The sequence below is a fragment of the Steroidobacter sp. genome (assembly GCF_036406195.1).
Taxonomy (GTDB): Bacteria; Pseudomonadota; Gammaproteobacteria; order Steroidobacterales; family Steroidobacteraceae; genus Steroidobacter.
Genome location: NZ_DASWVW010000019.1, coordinates 56,477 through 74,527, shown reverse-complemented (window position 1 = coordinate 74,527; position 18,051 = coordinate 56,477). Strand labels below are relative to the sequence as shown.

21 protein-coding genes and 1 pseudogene are annotated in these 18,051 nt (G+C 62.4%); 7 read left to right on the top strand and 15 right to left on the bottom strand.

All coding sequences use genetic code 11. The features are described 5' to 3' along the window. Position 1 precedes the first annotated feature (1 nt). Complete coding sequence (locus tag VGE08_RS08470; protein ID WP_331067428.1) at positions 2–1,576, top strand: hypothetical protein; 1,575 nt, start codon at positions 2–4, stop codon at positions 1,574–1,576. Here the strand turns inward: VGE08_RS08470 and VGE08_RS08465 are convergent. Continuing rightward, positions 1,531–1,968 carry a hypothetical protein gene (locus VGE08_RS08465; RefSeq protein WP_331067427.1) on the bottom strand — a complete coding sequence of 146 codons (438 nt, stop codon included), beginning with the start codon at positions 1,966–1,968 and terminating at the stop codon, positions 1,531–1,533. The genes VGE08_RS08470 and VGE08_RS08465 overlap by 46 nt on opposite strands. Positions 1,969–2,320: 352 nt before the next feature. Here VGE08_RS08465 and VGE08_RS08460 point away from each other — a divergent pair, with 352 nt between their 5' ends. From VGE08_RS08460 to VGE08_RS08450, 3 genes are all read left to right on the top strand, one after another. After that, positions 2,321–2,758, top strand: coding sequence for a hypothetical protein (locus VGE08_RS08460; protein ID WP_331067426.1), 438 nt, complete (start codon positions 2,321–2,323; stop codon positions 2,756–2,758). Between the two features lie 98 nt (positions 2,759–2,856). Then, entirely contained in the window at positions 2,857–3,135 is a 279-nt protein-coding gene (locus tag VGE08_RS08455) for a hypothetical protein (protein WP_331067425.1), read from the top strand. A gap of 61 nt (positions 3,136–3,196) precedes the next feature. Then, the gene (locus tag VGE08_RS08450) at positions 3,197–3,877 is read left to right on the top strand and encodes a glutathione S-transferase family protein (protein ID WP_331067424.1); all 681 of its coding nucleotides are present in this window, start codon (positions 3,197–3,199) and stop codon (positions 3,875–3,877) included. Here the strand turns inward: VGE08_RS08450 and VGE08_RS08445 are convergent. The 3 genes and pseudogenes from VGE08_RS08445 to VGE08_RS08435 form a co-directional block, all read right to left on the bottom strand. Further along, positions 3,864–3,959: pseudogene (locus VGE08_RS08445) on the bottom strand (L-lactate permease); the annotation flags it as partial. The gene VGE08_RS08450 and the pseudogene VGE08_RS08445 overlap by 14 nt on opposite strands. A gap of 122 nt (positions 3,960–4,081) precedes the next feature. Next, entirely contained in the window at positions 4,082–4,957 is an 876-nt protein-coding gene (locus tag VGE08_RS08440; protein ID WP_331067423.1) for a phosphatase PAP2 family protein, read from the bottom strand. A 216-nt stretch (positions 4,958–5,173) separates the two neighbouring features. Continuing rightward, positions 5,174–5,428, bottom strand: a complete 255-nt coding sequence (locus VGE08_RS08435) for a DUF1653 domain-containing protein (RefSeq protein WP_331067422.1) — start codon at positions 5,426–5,428, stop codon at positions 5,174–5,176. A 102-nt stretch (positions 5,429–5,530) separates the two neighbouring features. Here VGE08_RS08435 and VGE08_RS08430 point away from each other — a divergent pair, with 102 nt between their 5' ends. Continuing rightward, entirely contained in the window at positions 5,531–6,154 is a 624-nt protein-coding gene (locus VGE08_RS08430; protein WP_331067421.1) for a YceI family protein, read from the top strand. Between the two features lie 79 nt (positions 6,155–6,233). Continuing rightward, positions 6,234–7,304: a methyltransferase gene (locus VGE08_RS08425; protein ID WP_331067420.1), complete on the top strand. Its 1,071-nt coding sequence runs from the start codon at positions 6,234–6,236 to the stop codon at positions 7,302–7,304. Between the two features lie 135 nt (positions 7,305–7,439). Here the strand turns inward: VGE08_RS08425 and soxA are convergent, their stop codons facing one another. From soxA to VGE08_RS08370, 11 genes are all read right to left on the bottom strand, one after another. Beyond that, on the bottom strand, positions 7,440–8,213 hold the full coding sequence (gene soxA, locus VGE08_RS08420) for a sulfur oxidation c-type cytochrome SoxA (RefSeq protein WP_414717470.1): 774 nt from the start codon (positions 8,211–8,213) through the stop codon (positions 7,440–7,442). Next, a complete protein-coding gene (gene soxZ, locus VGE08_RS08415) occupies positions 8,210–8,530 on the bottom strand; it encodes a thiosulfate oxidation carrier complex protein SoxZ (RefSeq protein ID WP_331067418.1) in 321 nt (106 codons plus the stop codon). Before soxZ ends, soxA begins: the two co-directional genes overlap by 4 nt. Continuing rightward, entirely contained in the window at positions 8,527–8,919 is a 393-nt protein-coding gene (locus VGE08_RS08410; protein ID WP_331067417.1) for a SoxY-related AACIE arm protein, read from the bottom strand. Before VGE08_RS08410 ends, soxZ begins: the two co-directional genes overlap by 4 nt. A 13-nt stretch (positions 8,920–8,932) precedes the next feature. Continuing rightward, complete coding sequence (soxX, locus tag VGE08_RS08405; RefSeq protein ID WP_331067637.1) at positions 8,933–9,376, bottom strand: sulfur oxidation c-type cytochrome SoxX; 444 nt, start codon at positions 9,374–9,376, stop codon at positions 8,933–8,935. Positions 9,377–9,393: 17 nt separating this feature from the next. After that, positions 9,394–10,683: an NAD(P)/FAD-dependent oxidoreductase gene (locus VGE08_RS08400; RefSeq protein WP_331067416.1), complete on the bottom strand. Its 1,290-nt coding sequence runs from the start codon at positions 10,681–10,683 to the stop codon at positions 9,394–9,396. Next, positions 10,661–10,954, bottom strand: a complete 294-nt coding sequence (locus VGE08_RS08395) for a hypothetical protein (RefSeq protein ID WP_331067415.1) — start codon at positions 10,952–10,954, stop codon at positions 10,661–10,663. The genes VGE08_RS08400 and VGE08_RS08395 overlap by 23 nt, the downstream gene beginning before the upstream one ends. A 10-nt stretch (positions 10,955–10,964) precedes the next feature. Then, positions 10,965–13,142, bottom strand: a complete 2,178-nt coding sequence (locus VGE08_RS08390) for a xanthine dehydrogenase family protein molybdopterin-binding subunit (protein ID WP_331067414.1) — start codon at positions 13,140–13,142, stop codon at positions 10,965–10,967. A 9-nt stretch (positions 13,143–13,151) separates the two neighbouring features. Then, complete coding sequence (locus VGE08_RS08385) at positions 13,152–13,622, bottom strand: (2Fe-2S)-binding protein (protein ID WP_331067413.1); 471 nt, start codon at positions 13,620–13,622, stop codon at positions 13,152–13,154. Between the two features lie 301 nt (positions 13,623–13,923). Further along, positions 13,924–14,370: an SRPBCC family protein gene (locus tag VGE08_RS08380; protein WP_331067412.1), complete on the bottom strand. Its 447-nt coding sequence runs from the start codon at positions 14,368–14,370 to the stop codon at positions 13,924–13,926. A 211-nt stretch (positions 14,371–14,581) separates the two neighbouring features. After that, positions 14,582–15,034 carry a CBS domain-containing protein gene (locus VGE08_RS08375; RefSeq protein WP_331067411.1) on the bottom strand — a complete coding sequence of 151 codons (453 nt, stop codon included), beginning with the start codon at positions 15,032–15,034 and terminating at the stop codon, positions 14,582–14,584. Positions 15,035–15,284: 250 nt separating this feature from the next. Next, positions 15,285–15,905, bottom strand: coding sequence for a rhomboid family intramembrane serine protease (locus VGE08_RS08370; RefSeq protein WP_331067410.1), 621 nt, complete (start codon positions 15,903–15,905; stop codon positions 15,285–15,287). 186 nt (positions 15,906–16,091) lie between these two features. Here VGE08_RS08370 and VGE08_RS08365 point away from each other — a divergent pair, with 186 nt between their 5' ends. Beyond that, positions 16,092–18,023: an MFS transporter gene (locus VGE08_RS08365; RefSeq protein ID WP_331067409.1), complete on the top strand. Its 1,932-nt coding sequence runs from the start codon at positions 16,092–16,094 to the stop codon at positions 18,021–18,023. Positions 18,024–18,051 lie beyond the last annotated feature (28 nt).

Below are 18,051 nucleotides of genomic sequence, written 5' to 3'. Positions count from 1 at the left end.
CATGCTTTCGCGCAGAGACTTGCTGTTTGGCCTCGGCGCCGCCAGCTTTCTTCCATATCCAAGCGGCGCGGTAGCGGCGCATGTGCGCGAACTGACGCGGGTCGACCGACGCTGGCTCGTTTCCGAGAAAGAGGCGAACCAGTGGCATGCAGCGAAAGATGAGAAAGGCCCCGCGCTGACCGGCAATGCGTCGTGGCGCCAGTTCATGACATTCCTGGAGAACAAGCTGGGCGAATACGGCTGCGTCGATATTCAAAGATCGCCGTGGACGTTCACACGACTGGAAAGCAGCACCTGGCCGGACGATTCCCAGTGGAGCCTGGCAGTGGAGGGCCGGCGCGTCGCGCTATCGAACTTCGGCGCCAATTGCGGGCTGACGGGTCCCTCTGGCGTCACAGCGCCGCTGGTGCTCTGGAATCCCGAGAACAAACCGGAGGTCGCCGGCAAGATCGTCGTCTTTCGTCCCGCGCCTCGGCCCGAAGTCAGAGCAGGCTTCAGCGACAGCGACTATGAGTACGCAACCCCCTTCGACAGCTATCCGCTCGAGGCCAAACCCGTCCCACAGGCACAGGACGGAACCCACTCCATTGCTGCGGCGGTGTGGGACGAGATGACCAGCACATCCACCTTCATTCGCGACATCGCAAGCTTGCGGCCGGCGGGAGTCGTGTTCGCGCTGAATTTGAACGAGGCCGGGTCCGCCGGGCTGCATACGTTTCCCGTGCCGGATCATTACGATTTTCCCTCGGTCTATGCCGATCGCCGTAACGGCGACAGCTTGATCGAGGACGCACGCGCCCATCGTTCGGCGACCCTCCGCGTCGAAGGCAAGCATGTGCAATCGGAGGCCTGGCAACTCGTTGCCTGCCTGCCGGGCAAGGACTATGGCACAGGGAAAGATCAACGGATCCAATTGCGCACGCACACGGATGGTCCGTCGATCAGTCAGGACAACGGTGCCCTGGGTCTGCTGGGCATGATCAAGTACATGTCGCGCATTCCGCGGCGCGACCGCCCTCGAACGTTATTGGTGGAACTGGATTGCCGGCACTTCATGCCGGGGGCCGAGCGGCGCTGGGAGCAACAGGACTATTTCAAGAAACATCCGCAGGCTCGCGACCGGGTCGTGGCTTTGCTCGCCATGGAGCATCTCGGCCAGATCGAATACGTCGCCGATGGCGATGACATCAAGCCCAGCGGCCGGTCGCTGCCAACCTGGATCTATGCGAGCGGCGATCAGCGCATGATCGACGAGGCGTATCAGGCCGCGGTCCGCAACGACGTGCGCTCGGCCATTATTCGATCTCCGGGACGCCCGGGCAGACACGGGCGTTCGCAAGGCCCGTGGTACGGAATGTCACGCCAGGGCTCGCTGCTGGGTCTGCCCACCTATGGCGTACAAGGCGATCTCGGTGCGTACTGGGCGTTCTCCGGACGGATGAACCGATTCGATGTCCGATCGTTCATCCGCCAGGTCGCAACGTTTATCGAGCTGTGCGGCTTCCTGATGACCGCGGATATCGCTGCACTTCACGCGCCCCGGGTGGAGCACGTGACGCCGCCCGCCTTTCGATGATCGCGCGCCGGTCCTTGAATCCTTTGCAGGGCCGCAAACAATTCGGCAGCCTCGAACGGTTCCATCAGGCACGGCACGCCGAACTCGTCCCAAATGGCCGTGACCCTTCGATTCGATTCCGTGGAGGTGATCACCACGGGCAAGTCGGGATACGCCTGCTTCAACACACGAACAATGTGATCGCAACCGAATTCCGGCTGGTGTAGCGCGGCTCTTACGAGCACTGCGGAAGGCTGTTGTGACTTGATGCTTTTCAGGATTCCCGCGACGCTGCTGACGACCGTGCAGCCGCACCCTTGCTCGCTGAGCATCTCGCTGATTCCCGCGGCACTGCGGGGATCGCGATCGAGGATGAGCAACTTCGTGGATTCCTCGGCGATCGGTTCGTACACGTTTCCTCCGAAGCGACCCACAGAGAGAATCGATCAACGCCCGGGCACCTGGAAAGTTCCAATCGCGGCGAATCGCAATTTGCACGGCAGTGGTGTTCGAAAGAAGTTGAGCGGCAGGATGCGTGGATCCTGACCCAGCACGTTGTCGATGCCGGCGAAGATCTGCAGCTCGGCGGATGAGGTTTTCTTGCGTTGCGCTATTCCAGTGCAGCGCTGTAGCCGAGTTGCACCAAAGCTTGCCAAGTCAACTGCGGGCGGCGATAGCGACAGCAACAATCGGAGCGCAGCCGATCCCGCCAGGAATATCCTGCTGATTCCTGCGAAATCTCCGCGGCCGGACCCAGGAGCTGGCGTGCAATCGATATGGCACATCTGTGTTCTTGCCGCCTGCGCTGCATCGGCGGCCTCGAACCCCGCTCGTCTCTACGAGATCACTATCGAAACAGGCATGCCTCACCTGGAAGAGAATCTCAGATATGCCATCACGCGCAGCCGGCAATTCCTGGCTCGCAACGACCTCGGGTCGGCCTTCCCGATTCTCGATCATCCTTCGCTCGCCGGCTGCAAGCTGCGAGAACAGCAGCATGCTGAGGACATGCTCCTATATGTTTTGGTGTGCGAGGGCTCCGCCGAAACGACCGGCACGGCGAGATGGCAGCTCGGAGAACGCGTCATTCGCGGCACACTCGATGTAAAGCTGGGCGGCAAGAACATGACGCTCTATCAGCGCGTGACCGGCACTCTCATCGATGGGTGCCCGCCTGCCGGTGCGTCCGAGAGTTCCGGTTAGGAAACGCCCGGCCCGGGATCTGCTCTGATCGGCACGCGCCGCTCAAACCTTTTCAAGCCGTTCCGCATCGAAACGAGACACAGCTGCAGGTCATCGCCGTGAGCGCCGATATTCGCCAGGGCTATCGGATCGATCTCACGGGCAACGCGATGCCGACCGACGAAGCTGTCGACGACTTCACGGTGCGCAACCTCGGCTTGCAGCTTCGTTACCGGTACGAGATCGGGCCGCTGTCCTATTTATATGTAGTGTACGGCCGCGGCGGCTACCGGCAGGAGGTCGACGATCGCGGCTCCGGCCGCCTGCTTCGCGACTCCTTCAGCCTGCGCGATGACGATCAGCTGCTGCTGAAGCTGAGTTATCGATTCGAATCATAGCTTGCGGCGCAGGAACCGATTGGTTACGGTCGAGAGAAGTCATTTTTCGGGGAGCGCGTCGATGCTGAAAATCTACGGCCATCCTTTCGCCGCGTTCTACTGGAAGCCGCTGATCGCCCTGTACGAACGCAATGTGCCGTTCGAATTCCTGATGGTCGACGGCGAACATCCGCACAACATCGAGGCCATCGGTCGCCTCTCGCCCACCGGTCAGTTTCCAGTGCTGGTCGATGGCGAACGCATCGTGATCGAGTCGGCCGCGATCATCGAGTATCTCGACCTTCATCACGGCACTGCGCCGCCCATGGTGCCGGCCGACCCGCGCACCGCCATCGAGGCGCGCCAGATGGACAGCATTTTCGACGACTATGTAATGACTCCGCTATCCCGGATGGTGTTCAACGTGTTGCGTGAAGAGAGCAAACGAGACCCGCATCTACCGGTCGAGATGAAAGGCACGTTGGATAAGAGCTACGCGTGGCTGAACAATTGGATGACAGGCCGCCAATGGGCAGCGAACGATACTTTCGGCATCGCTGACTGCGCGGCGGCACCTGCCCTCTTCTACGCCCACTGGGGCCACCCGATCCCGGCAGCTCTCGTCGCACTTCGCGCCTATCGCGCTCGCCTGCTCGCCCGCCCATCCATCGCCCGGGTGGTCGACGAAGCGCGGCCGTGGCGCGAGAACTTCCCACTCACGGGCAAGGCAATCGAGAATAGTGGTGCAGGTCGAGACCAGTGACGTTCGACAGCGCCACCACCGGCGTACCCAACGCACCAAACGCGACGGGCGCCGTATTCGCGATCAGCGACAACCCGGACGCCGTCCCAAAAGCACCAAGACGGGCACGGCCGCCGTGAGAGTGGACACCACGGCATTGCCGAACGGATCGTAACCTTGCGCCCACATGCTTCCGCTCCGTTGTTGTTGTTTCCTTCGATTCTCTCAGGTCGACATCGAATCGGCTTGCCTGCGCCGGAAGGCTTCGAGCCCGGCGATCCAGGCCGCCACCCAGGCGGCACCGAACGCATAACCGCCGAGGACATCGCTGAAATAATGGACCTGCAGAATCGCCCTGCTGAACCCGACGCACACGATCAGCAGCATCGCCAGCGCGGCCAGCGGCACATGAAAGCGCTTCGGCAGGTAAACGAGTACCAGATAGCCAAGCAATCCATACACGATGAACGCGCCCGATGAATGCCCGCTGGGAAAGCTCCAGCCGTCGGCGCTGGCGTAGTGATGCAGCCATTGTGGCCGCGAGCGCTCGAATATCTCTTTCAGGGTGCTGTTCAACAATGCGCCGCCCACCGTGGCAGCAACCCACGCAGCTGCGAAGAACCGCTGCCGTCGCACGAGCAGTATCAGCGCGACGACTCCAGCCAACGGAATCAGAAAGCGTTTGTCACCCAAATGGGTCAGCAGACTGAAGATGCGCAGCTGAGCGTCGCTCGCGTGCCGGCCGAGCGCGGCACTCAGCGCGGCATCGAACTGCCCCAGATCCTCGTCCGGGGCGATTTCGTCCGCGATTTCGACAAACCCGATACATGCCACGACCGCCACGGCCATGCTCGCCAGAACCTGCAACCCGAGTCGCCGCACAATATCCCAAGCGCTCAGCACGGCGCCGGGCAGGGGCAAACTGCGCGCATGAGGATGAATACGAGCGAACCACCCGCGCAGCCATGCGTCGATCGCAGGGCCGAATCGTTGCAATCCTTCCCATAGCAGCCAGGCGGCCAGCAGCATCACGGAAGCGATGACGAGCAGCACGGCCCACAAGTGAACCGCGATGAGCTCCGCCAGTCCTTCAGTGGTCATTTGGGGTCGCTTCGGCCGCCGTTTTTCTTGATGACGTTACCCTACTCGATCCGAAGACGGTTTTCAGCCAGGCTTGCCGAGAGCGGCGCAGCCAACCTGGCATGTTTCACGCCGGGCCATCGTCGACCGCGGGCACGTAACGGCCGTGCACGGTGAGGCGCCCGCCATCGCGGCAAGGTCATTGCGAAGCTGCGGGAGGGCTGGCGCGTGAGCCGGCTACAACGTTCCGCCGGAGCGTTGACCGACGTACTCGAATCGTCTGACCTTCCGGCCGTCGCACTCGACCATCTCGCACCAGATGGATAGGAGGCGCGTCGACATGGGCAGCCCCTCCCTCGGATACAGACGGGTGTAGACCACCACGGGCTCGCCCGTCTCGTCCTGTCTGGCAAGGCCCAGCGCCAGATATTCGTTGCCTTTGTAGTGCCGCCAGAGTCCGGGCGTGAATGAATCGACGTCCACTTGGTCCATCTCCAATGTCGTTCGGGGAACGCGACACGATAGTGATCGGCCGCCTCGCGGTCGAGACGAGGGATGCTGGACGGGAGCGCGCGGGAGGGTCCAATATGGCGCATGGCCCGCAGCGTTGACATCATCCGGCATCGTTTCTTACATGCCGTCGTTTCAATCACACTGGCCTTCGTGACGCACACGAGCGTCGCCGACGCTCGACGCTACGATCTCGATCCAGAGCACCTGACGATCGGCTTTCTCGTCAGGCACCTCGGCTATGCAGACATTCTGGGCTTCTTCCGCAAGGCATCCGGTTCCTACACCTTCGACGAGGCGACGCGCACACTCAGTGATGTACGGGTGGTCGTCGACACCGACAGCGTATTCACCGGACACGACAAACGAGACAAACACCTTCGCGGACGCGATTTCCTCGACGCGTCGCGCGCGCCCCGCATGACCTTCACCGCCAGCTCCGCTACGTGGACCGGCGACAAGACTTTCAAGCTGAATGGGGAGCTCGAGCTATTGGGACAGCGACGCCCGCTGCAGCTCACGGGCACTCTCAATAAGAGCGGGCCCTATCCGATCGGCGACGGTCCCTCGAAGCCGTATGTCATGGGCGTATCCCTCCGCGGCACCGTGAAACGCAGCGAATGGGGAATGAACTACGGCGTCGCGAACGGCTGGGTCGGCGATGACGTGCATGTCATCATCGAATTCGAAGCAAGACAAGCGCGGTAAGCAGGTCTGCAGACACGTGCGACCGATTCACGGATAATCCCCGCAGTCATTCAGACTTGTCACACACTTGGGGATCGAATTGAGAAGACGGCCCGGTCGCGAAGAGAAACCGCTCTACGACGCCCTCATCGATGCCCAGAAGCTGGCGTTCGCGCCGCTTGCATTCCACGCCGCGCTGGCGCTGCGCGATCTCGGCATTCTGGCCACGTTGCTGGACGGTGGCAGCGAGGGGCTTACCGCCGAACGCATCGCTGAGCTCACGCACTTGCCGCTTTATGGCGTGAAGGTGCTGCTCGAGGGTGGCGTAGTCTGCGATCTGGTGGCACTCGACGGTGACCGCTTCCGCCTGCGTCAGCTCGGACAGCTGGTCCTGCGGGACGCGATGACTCGCGCCAACATGGATTTCACGGCGGATGTTTGTTATCGCGGCATGGCACATCTGCGTGAGACTGTGACGACCGGCAAACCCGCCGGCCTGCGGGAACTCGGCCCTTGGAAGACCATTTACGAGGGCCTCTCCCAGCTGCCGCCGCAGGTTCAGCAAAGCTGGTTCGCTTTCGATCACTACTACTCCGATCACATGTTCCCGGCTGCGCTGCCGCTGGTATTCGCGAACGAGCCCAAGCGTCTGCTCGACGTCGGCGCCAACACGGGCAAATTCGCCCTCGCCTGTTTCAAGCACGATCCACAGGTGAGCATCGGCCTGCTCGATCTGCCTGGCCAGCTCGAAATCGCCCGGCAAGCCCTCACGGCGGCAGGTCATGCCGCTCGCGCAAGCTTTCATCCCATCGACTTCCTCGACCCCTCGATCGAATTCCCGCCCGATCAAGATGCCATCTGGATGAGCCAGTTCCTGGATTGCTTCGGCGAGGACGAAATCGTGTCGATCCTCGAACGCGCCCGCCGCGCCCTCGCCCCTAACGGCCGCATCTACATCGTCGACACCTACTGGGACAACCAAGTGCACGCCGCTGCACGCTTCGTGCTGGTGATGACAACTTTGTATTTCGCCTGCCTCGCCAACGGCAACAGCAAAATGTATCGCTCCGACGAAATGCGCGCCTGCGTCCAGCGCTCCGGCCTTCACATCGAACGCGAGCTGGAACGCTTCACCGGTAGCCACACGATGTTCGTGTGCCGGGGAGATTAGGCACCCGCATCTTCCGTATGCAGCCAGAGTTCGCGCTCCGGCTGGCTTCATCTGAAAACCGAGGAAGCCCTTGTCGCTCAAGCATCACACGAACAAGCGGCATGCTTGCGCCCTGTGCAACGGGATCTGGCACGCTCACGGCCGCACTGCCGGCGTCTCCATCTTCAACCCGCGCGCCCGCTCCATAAGAAACAATTCAATATCGACATACTCCGGGGCGCCGAAGTCGAAGGGCTCGGCGCGTACGCCGACGAGGCAGCCGCGGAGACGGCGTTGTAGGGAACCGAGGGTTTGCCATTCGAGCCGATACAGTGGATATCCAGTGGCGTGACCCTGCGGGATGACGGCCCCGCCGAGGCGGGCGCCCCAGCGATCGTCGTGGCAAGAGGCGCAGGAAAGTTGGAGTTGACCGAGGCGTCGTGCGAACCAGGCGCGGCCATTCTCGCGGAATGGTTGCAATCGCGGATCCGTGGAGGGCGCCACAGGCATGCCGTGAGATTGATAGCCAACGTACGCGGCCAGGGCCAGTAACTCATCGCTTTGGTAATCGAGTGACGTAGCTGATTGCCGCTGCTCGCGGCACTGTTTGATTCGCCCTATCAAATCGATGGGACGCCTGGTTGTTTCGTCGAAGACGGGATAGCGAGCGGCGACGCCGCACATGCTCTTACTGGCATCGGCATGACAGCTCTCACATGATTTGCCGCCGACGCCTTGCGGCTGCGACCAGAGCCGCTCACCGTCCGCCACCCAGAGCATGCCGGGATTGCTGGTTTCGTCGGACTGCATGGCCTGCGTCTGCGGCGACATGAATTCGAAGCCGGAACGCCTGTCCTTGGGCTGGATTTCAGCGGCGGCGCCCATCGCGACGAGACCGAACATCGCTGCCAACGCGAGCCGAAACATCACGTCACCGTAATCTCTGCGGATGCTGTATGCGTCTCGCCCTTGTCGTCGGTCCACTCGAACGTGATGGTCCCGCTCTGCGTCGCAATAGTGCTGAAAGCCATGAATGGATTGGCGGCTACCGCAGGAAACAGCTCGGCCGAGAAAACCTCCTCGCCGCCATACTTGCAGACAAAGCGCTTGATGATATGCCGCGGCAGCATCTTGCCATTCGGCCCTTCACGATAACCCGTTTCCATGACGTGCTGGATCATGGCGCGGATCTCGATGATCTCGCCGCGCCTGGCAGTCTTCGGCACGTTGACGAGCGAGCGCGTCATGCTTGGGACACGTCCTCGATACAGGCCGCCAAGGTCACGATCACATTGGCCCGACTCGACCAGAATGCGCCATCGCTGGTTTCGGCCAATGCGACTACGGTCTGCGATGTAGCGAGACGAATTCGCGTCGAGACGCGCGCTCGTCCGCAGCGCGGGCTGAGATGAAACACCACAACGTCGGCCTGCGGATTCTTTTCGGTGTACAGCGCAATGCGCCGCACGTGATCGGCGGCGGTCATTGGACTGTCGACCTCAACCGTAACTGGCACCGCGTTGCCATTCTCCACCAACGGCGAGATGTCGAACTTCACGCGCCCCTCGCGCACAGGCGCGCCACCCGTAAACGAGCGGATCGCTTCATCCAGCGTCGGTCGAGGAGGCAAGTTCATGATCGTCCGGTCGTCATCGCAACGTCTGCAAGTACGCCACCAGGTCTTCGATCTCCTCGGCCGTGAGGATGGGTTTGCCACGCCAAGCGGCGGCAACACGCGCGTCTCTGCCGTTCGGGAGGGTCCCGTAGTATGTCGGCATGATGCTCTGTGGATTCAAGCGCTTCATATCGACGATGCGCAACCGCAGTTGCCCCGCCGTGAGCCGAACCCCAACGCCCGCGAGACTCGGAGCAATCGTGCCCTGCAGATGGGGATCGGCGAACGGGCCCGAATGACACAGCACGCACAGGGATTTCTGCCTCTGTTGCATGAGCTGTGCACCTCTCGCGGGATCGCCAGGCCGCCCTGTCAGCGATGCCTTGATGGCGTCACCCTCGATGCTGAATGAACGCAAACGGGCAGCCTGCGGGTCCGCAAACGCAATCGAGGCTGACGCACACAGCGTCAGTAACACCCATTTCAACGGACACGTCACCCGAAAACGCCGCGAGTGATCGTATTGAACCACGCCTCCGCAAATGTCGCTTCCTGTGCGCGCACGGACTTCGGCGCATTCAGCGGGCTCACGCCGCCCGCACCCGGCACATCGGTCAGCAAGCCGTTCGCCGGCTGATACACCCCAGCGATGGAGATGCCGTACTCGGGCGCCACCAGGCTGTAACAGGTGTTGATGAGCTTCGGCGACGCAGGCGTCCGCTCGCGAAGCAGATCGACAACCGCCGTCGCGCAGACACGTGCCTGCGAGTTCGCGGAGAACGCAGACTTGGGCATGCCGCCAGCAATGATGGCATCGCCTAGAACATGCACACCCGGCTGCAACGTCGACTCGAACGTAACCGGGTCGACCGGACACCATCCCGTTTGATCAGTCACACCGGCCAGCGACGCAACCGCAGCCGCCCGCTGCGGGGGAATGACATTGGCGACATCGGCACGATGGCTGCCGAATTCGGTTACGAAGGTGCGTGTGTCCGGCTCGACGCGTGTCACCTGTCCGCCGAACGACAGCGACACCCATTCGATCATGCCTGGATAGAGCGCCTGCCAGGCCTCCTCGAACAGCTTCTGCTTGGAGAATGCATCCTTGGCATCGAGCAGGATGAGCTTGGAACGCGGCTTGTGCGTCTTCAGATAGTGCGCAATCAGGCTGGCCCGCTCATACGGACCCGGCGGACAGCGGAACGGATTGGCTGGCGCGGACATCACGACCACGCCACCATCTTTCATGGCTTCGAGCTGGCGACGCAACAGCAAGGTTTGTTCGCCGGCCTTCCACGCGTGCGGCATGATCTCGGCAGCTGCTTCGGTGTAGCCGGGAACGGCATCGAACCGCAGCTCCACGCCCGGCGCCACCACCAGGCGATCATAGGAAAGTTGCTTGCCGTCATCGAGACGCACCGTGCGTTGCTTCGCATCGACGGCGGTCACCCTGCGATGAATCACATCGATGCCATCCGCACGCACGCGGCCATAGCCGAACTGCTGTTGCTTCAGCTCTCGCAAGCCCGCGATGACCGAGTTACTGAAAGGGCACGCGATGTAAGTGGAATTGGCTTCGATGAGCGTGACCGCGATCTCGCGATCTTCGCTCTTGATCAAGCGAGCGCAGCTCGCACCACCAAATCCACCGCCGATCACTACCACACGTGGCGCCGACTTGGCCGCGGCCCGCGCGCCGTGCATACCAAGCGCTGCCAACACGCCGCCAGCGGCAATGCCGCCGAGCACGGCGCGGCGGCTACTTTGCTTTGGAGCGCGCATACCAGTCGGCGATGGCTTTGATCTCTTCATCCGAAAATCCCTTGGCGATGCGATCCATCACGGTGCCCGGACGCGCACCCGAGCGAAACGCCTGCATCGCCGTCACCATCTGCTCGGAAGAGAGCGCACCGAGCGGCGGTACGGGGTTATTCCCTGCCGCGACGCTGTGACACCCGAGGCATGACGCCGCGCCGGGCGGCGACGCGGCGAGTACGAGACTCGGCGCGACGGCCAGCGCCGCCGCGACGAGCATGCCGATGCCGCGACTCATGCGATCGAGCTCATGCCAGGCTGTGATTCTTCAGCGGCAACATGCGAATGCGCTTGCCCGTCGCTGCGAACAACGCATTCAAAACTGCTGGCGCCGCGACCGCGATCGTCGGCTCGCCAACGCCGCCCCAGAAGCCACCGGACGGCACGACGTGAGTTTCCACCGCAGGCATCTCCGCCATGCGCATCACTTGATACGTGTGGAAGTTGTCCTCGACCATGCGGCCGCCTTTCATCGTGCACTCGCCGAACAGCGCGGCGGACAATCCGTAGACGAAGGAACCTTCGACCTGTCGCTCCACCTGCGCGGGATTGACGATGTGACCCGCGTCGGTCGCGGCCACGATGCGATGAATCTTCAGCTGGCCGTTGGTGACGGACACCTCGGCCGCCGCGGCCACATAACTGCCGAATCCCATGATCTGCGCGAGGCCGCGCCCCATGCCCTTCGGCGCGGGCTTCTCCCAGCCGATGCCTTTGGCCACGGTTTCGAGTACCGCGAGATGCTTTGGATGGTTCTTCATCAGCTTGCGACGGAACACCAGCGGATCGACACCGGCGGCGTGCGCCAGCTCGTCCATGAAACATTCCACGTACAACGCGTTCTGATTGAGGTTCACGCCGCGCCAGAAGCCCGGCGGCACCGGCGGATTGCGCATGGCGTGATCGATCAGCAGGTTTGGAATGGTGTAACCGAAGTGGCCTTCGTCACCGGTGAGGTTCAGACCTTGGAAGACTACAGGGTCTTTGCCGCCTTGCATGGCCTCGGGCCGAACCGACGCCAGAATGGACTGGCCGGAGATGCGCATGTGCATGGCGCTCACGTTGCCCTCATCATCCAAGGCAGCGGTCAGCTTGCACTGCGTGGTCGGATGATACCGACCCTGCAGCATGTCTTCTTCACGCGTCCAGATCAGCTTGATCGGCGTGCCCGGCATCTGCTTCGCGATGAGCACCGCCTGGGTCACATAGTCCTGCATGCCGCGACGACCGAAACCGCCGCCCAGATGCACTTTATAAACGTCACACTGCTGGACCGGCAGACCGGCAGCTTCGGCCGCCGCAGCCAGGCTCGCTTCGCCGTTCTGCGTCGGCACCCACACTTCGCATTTCTGCGGCGTGTAGAGCGCGGTCGCGTTCATCGGCTCCATCGTGGCGTGGTTCTGATAGGGCAAGGCGTAGACGGCTGAAATCGTCTTCTTCGCTCCAGCGAGCGCGGCCGGCGCGTCGCCGACGGTCGTTTGCACGAACGCATCATCGGCATCAAAACCGGCCTTGAGCATCTCGGCGATCGACTCGCTCGACACTCCCGTGTTGGGGCCTTCGTCCCACACGATCGGCAACGCATCCATCGCGGTCTTCGCCTGCCACCAGGTATCGGCGACGATCGCGAGCGTCCTGTCATCGATCTGCAGCACCTTGCGCACGCCGGGCATCTTGGTCACGGCGGCTGCATCGAAGCTCTTCACCTTGCCGCCGAAATAAGGACACGCGCGCACCGTGGCGTTCAACATGCCGGGCAGTTGGATGTCCGTGCCGTAAATCTGCTTGCCGGTGAGCTTGTCCATGGTGTCCAAGCGCGGCAGCGGCTTGCCCGCGATCTTCCAATCCTTCGGATCCTTGAGCGTCACATCCTTCGGCGGCGTGAGCTTGGCGGCGGCAGTCGCCACCTTGCCGAAACTGACTTTGCGATTGCTCGGCTGGTGGGTGATCACGCTGTTGGCGGCGACGCATTCGCTCGCAGGTACTTTCCATTCGGCGGCTGCGGCGGCGATCAGCATTTCACGAGCGGTGGCACCGCCCTTGCGCACGTAGTCATGCGATTCGCGAATGCCTCGACTGCCGCCCGTGGAAAAATTACCCCACACGCGATCGCGAGCGAGGTTCTGCCCGGGCGTGGGATATTCGGTGGTCACCTTGGACCAATCGCACTCGAGCTCTTCGGCGACGAGCTGCGCCAGGCCGGTGAGCGTGCCCTGCCCCATCTCGGAGCGCGCAATGCGGATGATGACCTGGTCATCGGGCTGAACCACGACCCATGCGTTCACTTCCGGCGCGCTCTTGCCCGCGGCCGCTGCGGCGAACGGCACATGAAAGCCCAGCGACAATCCGCCGATGGCAGAGGCGGAGCCGATCAGGAAGCTGCGGCGGGAAATGGCGTTTGTGATGTTGGATGCTACCGTGCTCATGGCTTGACCTCAGGTGCTCTGCTTGGCGGGCAAGTTGGCAGCGGCGAGCTTGATGGCTTCGCGCACCCGGTTGTAGGTTCCGCACCGGCAAATGTTGGTGATCTCGGCGTCGATATCGGCATCGGTGGGCTTGGGATTCTTTTGCAACAGCCCGGCCGCAGCCATGATCATGCCGGACTGGCAATAGCCGCACTGGGGCACGTCGAGCTTCAGCCACGCCTGCTGCAACGGATGCGAGCCATCCTTGGACAGACCTTCGATGGTGGTGATCTTCTGCTCGGCCGATACCGCGCTGACAGGAAGCACGCACGAGCGCACCGGATTGCCGTCGATGTGCACCGTACAGGCACCGCACTGAGCGACGCCGCAGCCATACTTGGAGCCGGTGAGGCCCGCCTGCTCTCGCAACACCCAAAGCAAGGGGGTGTTCGGGTCCACGTCGAGGTCGCGGACGGTTCCATTGATGGTCAATCGGGCCATGATCGATGCTCCTGGCTCAATGCTGGGCTTCAGTGCTGGGTGTCACCGCCGGACGGTCGTGCTGATCGCATGCTAGCGGTACCCGGAATATAAGCGGACCGCGGCGGAAGGAAAACGTTATCGTGAGGGACACGCAACAGATGCGCAGATCCCAGCAAAGAATCTGGAGTTTCGAGCAAGCCGCACGGCGGGGACGGCTGCAGCCAAGCTTACATTTTTGTCAGCTGCGCATCGCCAGCATGGCCGGCGGCGCAGCGGCAGCCTCGGGCCGGCTGCTCGGCCCGGGCGTGCGTCATGCAATTCAGCCGTTCGGAATTTCCGGCTCGACCAGCCTGGCGAGCAGCTCGACCGACTCCTGCCAGCCCAGGTAGCAGGGATCCGTCGGAATCACGTCCGGAATGCCTTCCTGCACGATGTTGATCTCCACGCCGCTCGCGACCGGCTTGATGTCGACCGTGGTGATCATCTCGCCCGGCAGGTTCGGATCGTCGAACTCATTGGTGTAGCGCAGCCGCTGATCGGGCACCAGCTCCAGGTACTTGCCGCCGAAGGCATTCGACTGACCGGTGGAGAAGTTGGTGAACGACATCCGATAAACGCCGCCGACCTTGGCGTCCACCTGATGCACCTTGGCGGTGAAGCCATGCGGCGGCAGCCACTTCACCATCGCGTCGGGATCGAGAAAGGCGCGATACACGCGATTGGGCTTGGATCGCAGGACGCGGTGGATACGCACGGTACCGGGCATGGCTCTCTCCTATGAATGAGTGGGGTTCGAGCCAAGGACGGTGCGATCCCCACGCGGCCGACACGACAGCCAGGAAAATTTTATCGAAAGGCGGAGGTTCCGGGGGAGGCGCCCGGCGGCGCAGTCAAATGGCGAGGCTGAAGCGGCCGGCCACCAGCTCGCCCGGAACCAGATCGCAGCCGTTCGCAACCATCCTTGACGTACAGCAGGATCAGGCGTGCATGGCCCGCCATTCGTGATGACGTTCGCTGTGGATCGAGCCGGAGATGTCACAAAGCAGGCCGGTGATCAGCTCGATGGCGTCGTCTAGAGCCAGGATGCCTGCGGGTGCGCCGCAGGCATCGACGACGGGGACGCGGCGGATGCCGGCGAGGCGCATCACTTGCAGAACGTCACGGAGCTCGTCCTGCTCGTTTGCCACGAGCGGCTGGCGAATCATCACGTCCTGAACCTTGACGGCGCGGGGATCACGGCCCGCGGCCGTTACCTGCACGACAATGTCACGATCGGTGAGCACGCCGACGACGCGGCAAAACTCATCGCCCTGCCGATGTACGGCAAGCAGGCCCACGTGCTGGTCTCGCATCAGGCGAGCGGCAGTCACCATGTCGGCGCTGTCCGCGATCGAGATCATTCCACGACGGCAGTGTTCGCCCACGTTCATGACTCTCTCCTCGACGCCAGTGCTGTTTGGCGCCTACCCCAGAAGTCACTTCCGTTACTCGAGGGATGTGCTGTCTTATTGCCGGGTCAACGGCACTGTAGATAGCGCGCAGGGGCGCAACCATGCGTAGAAATGCCGATCGTTGCCGGCGTGCGATGGATCGGCAGCAAGCCGGCGCGGCGCACCCCAGTGTCCTTGGTGCTGTGCCTTATCGTCCCAGTAATCGCTGTCAGGCTAGCCGTCACACTCGCTAGCGCCGCATGCGACGTTGGGCAGTCCAGTAACGAATGATCACAAAGCCCGTGGCCATACCACCGAGGTGGGCGAAGTGCGCGATGCCGGAAGCAGTCTGCGTCACGCCCATGACCAGCTCGAAAATGCCGTAGAGCGTCACGAACAGCCACGCCGGCATGGGGATGGGCGGGAAGATCAATAAAAGGGTACGGCGGGGAAACGCCATACCGAACGCAAGCAGCAGGCCGAACACCCCGCCTGAAGCCCCGACCACGGGCGCCGGCAATCCGCCAGTGACCGATGTCACGATCATGTGCATGGCCGCCGCACCGACCACGCAGAGCAGGTAATAAGTGAGATAGCGGCGCGAGCCGAACAGCCGCTCGATATCCGAACCGAACATGTACACGGCGAACATGTTGAAGAACAGGTGCGCCCAACCGCCGTGCAGAAATCCATAGGTGAGCAGCTGCCACACCTGGAATTCGGGATAGTCGTACGGCAGGGCCGCGACCTGCGAGGGCAGCGGCCACAGGGCGAAATAATGCTCGATCAGCCCGCCCGACAGCGACTGCAGGAGGAACACCAGGACATTGATCAGGATGATCGCTTTGTTGAGCGGGGTAATACTCGGCATCGGAGCTTCATGCGGCCAAACCACGAATAAAAAAGCCCACGATTGCTCGGTGGGCTCATAGGGGGATCGAGGTTACAGCAAGAGGTCCTGGAATTCGACCGCGGTCGCGCTGCGCGGTTCCCCGACCGTGTAGGATGCCGGCCGGATCGTCCCGGCCCGACCGGGCTGTACCACGGCGGCAAGCGAATGGCGCAAGAATCAGGCAATCAATCGCCCTCGATTTCGTCCAGCAATCCACGCAACTCACACCAGGCCTCGCAGTTCCAGCTGCTCGGCCAACGCCGCTTCCTGCCGTTCTTCGGCGCGCAGGCTCTCGGCGCGTTCAACGACAATGTCTACAAGAACGTGCTCGTTATCCTCGCCACCTACCAGGCGGCCAGCTACAGCAATCTGCACCCGGCGTTGCTGACCAACGTCGCCGCCGGGCTGTTCATCCTGCCGTTCGTGCTGTTCTCCGGGATGGCCGGTCAGCTGGCCGACCGCCATGACAAGTCGCGGGTGTTGCAGACCGTCAAAGCGGCCGAAATCCTCATCATGGCCGTGGCTGGCGTCGGCTTCGCTACCCGCAGCATGGAGGTGTTACTCGGTGCCCTGTTCCTGATGGGCATGCACTCCACCTTCTTTGCACCAGCCAAATACGGACTGTTGCCCGAAGTGCTGCGCGACGCGGAACTGGTCGGCGGCAACGCGATGGTGGAAATGGGCACGTTCGTGGCCATCGTGCTGGGTACGTTGGTCGCCGGGCTGCTGGCGGCCGAAGGCAGCGTGCCATTGATCGTCACTGTGCTGATCGTTATCGCCGCCACCGGCTTTCTCAGCAGTCTCGCCATTCCCAAGCTGCCCGCAGCCGCGCCGACCCTGAAGATCAATTGGAACCCTTGGACCTCCACCTGGGACAACCTGCGTGCCGCCGCCGAATCACGCACGGTGTTTCTATCCATCCTTGGCATTTCGTGGTTCTGGTTCTATGGCGCGGTGGTGCTCGCGCAGTTGCCGCTCTACACCAAAGATGTGCTCGGCGGCAGCGAACAAGTCGTGACCGTGTTGCTGGTGATGTTCTCGGCCGGCGTGGGCATCGGCTCGTTGCTCTGCGAACGGTTGTCAGGGCACAAGGTGGAGATCGGCTTGGTGCCGTTCGGCTCCATCGGCCTGACGGTGTTCGCGGTGGACCTGTTTTTCGCGACGCTGACGCTGCCCGGCAACGGCTTGTCGGCGCGCGAATTCATCCAAGCCTCCGGCTCGTGGCGCGTGCTGCTGGACATGGCGCTGATCGGCATGTTCGGCGGCCTGTTCATCGTGCCGTTGTATGCGATGGTGCAGCAGCGAACGCGTCGCGAAGTGATGTCGCGCGTGATCGGCGCCAACAGCATTCTCAACGCAGTGTTCATGGTGGTCGCCGCGGGTCTCGCCGCCTTGGCGCTGCATGCTGGACTCACCATCCCGCAACTGTTGTTGCTGACGGGTGTGTTGAACGCGTTCGTCGCGATCTACATCTACAGCCTGGTGCCAGAGTTCCTGCTGCGCTTCATCGCCTGGCTGCTCATCCATTTCGTCTATCGACTCGACCGGCGCGGCATCGAGAACATTCCGGAAGAAGGCCCGGCGCTGCTGATCTGCAATCACGTCGGCTTCGCCGATGCCATCGTGATCTCCGCGGCCTGCCCCCGCCCCATCCGTTTCATCATGGAAAGCAGCATCTTCAAGATTCCGGTGCTGAGCACGATCTTCAAAGGCATGAAAGCCATTCCCGTGGCATCCGCCAAGGAGGACCCGGCGGTGTACGAGCGTGCCTTCCAGCTGGTCGCCGCCGAGCTGCGCGACGGCAACCTCGTTTGTATCTTTCCCGAGGGCAAGCTCACGCCCGATGGCGAAATCGGCGAATTTCGCGCCGGCATGATGCGCATCCTGAAAGAAACACCGGTGCCGGTGGTGCCGATGTCGCTGTCCGGCCTGTGGGATTCAATGTTCTCGCGCAAGTACAAGCAGGTGTGGAAACGCTGGCCACGCCGCTTCTGGGCCAGGATCACACTGAAGGTCGGCGAGCTGATCGCGCCGGAGCAGGCCGACGTGCAATGCCTGCGGCAACGCGTCGTCGAATTGCGCGGCCCGGCTCGATAGCTTCCGGGCCAAAAAAAGCCCGCCGATA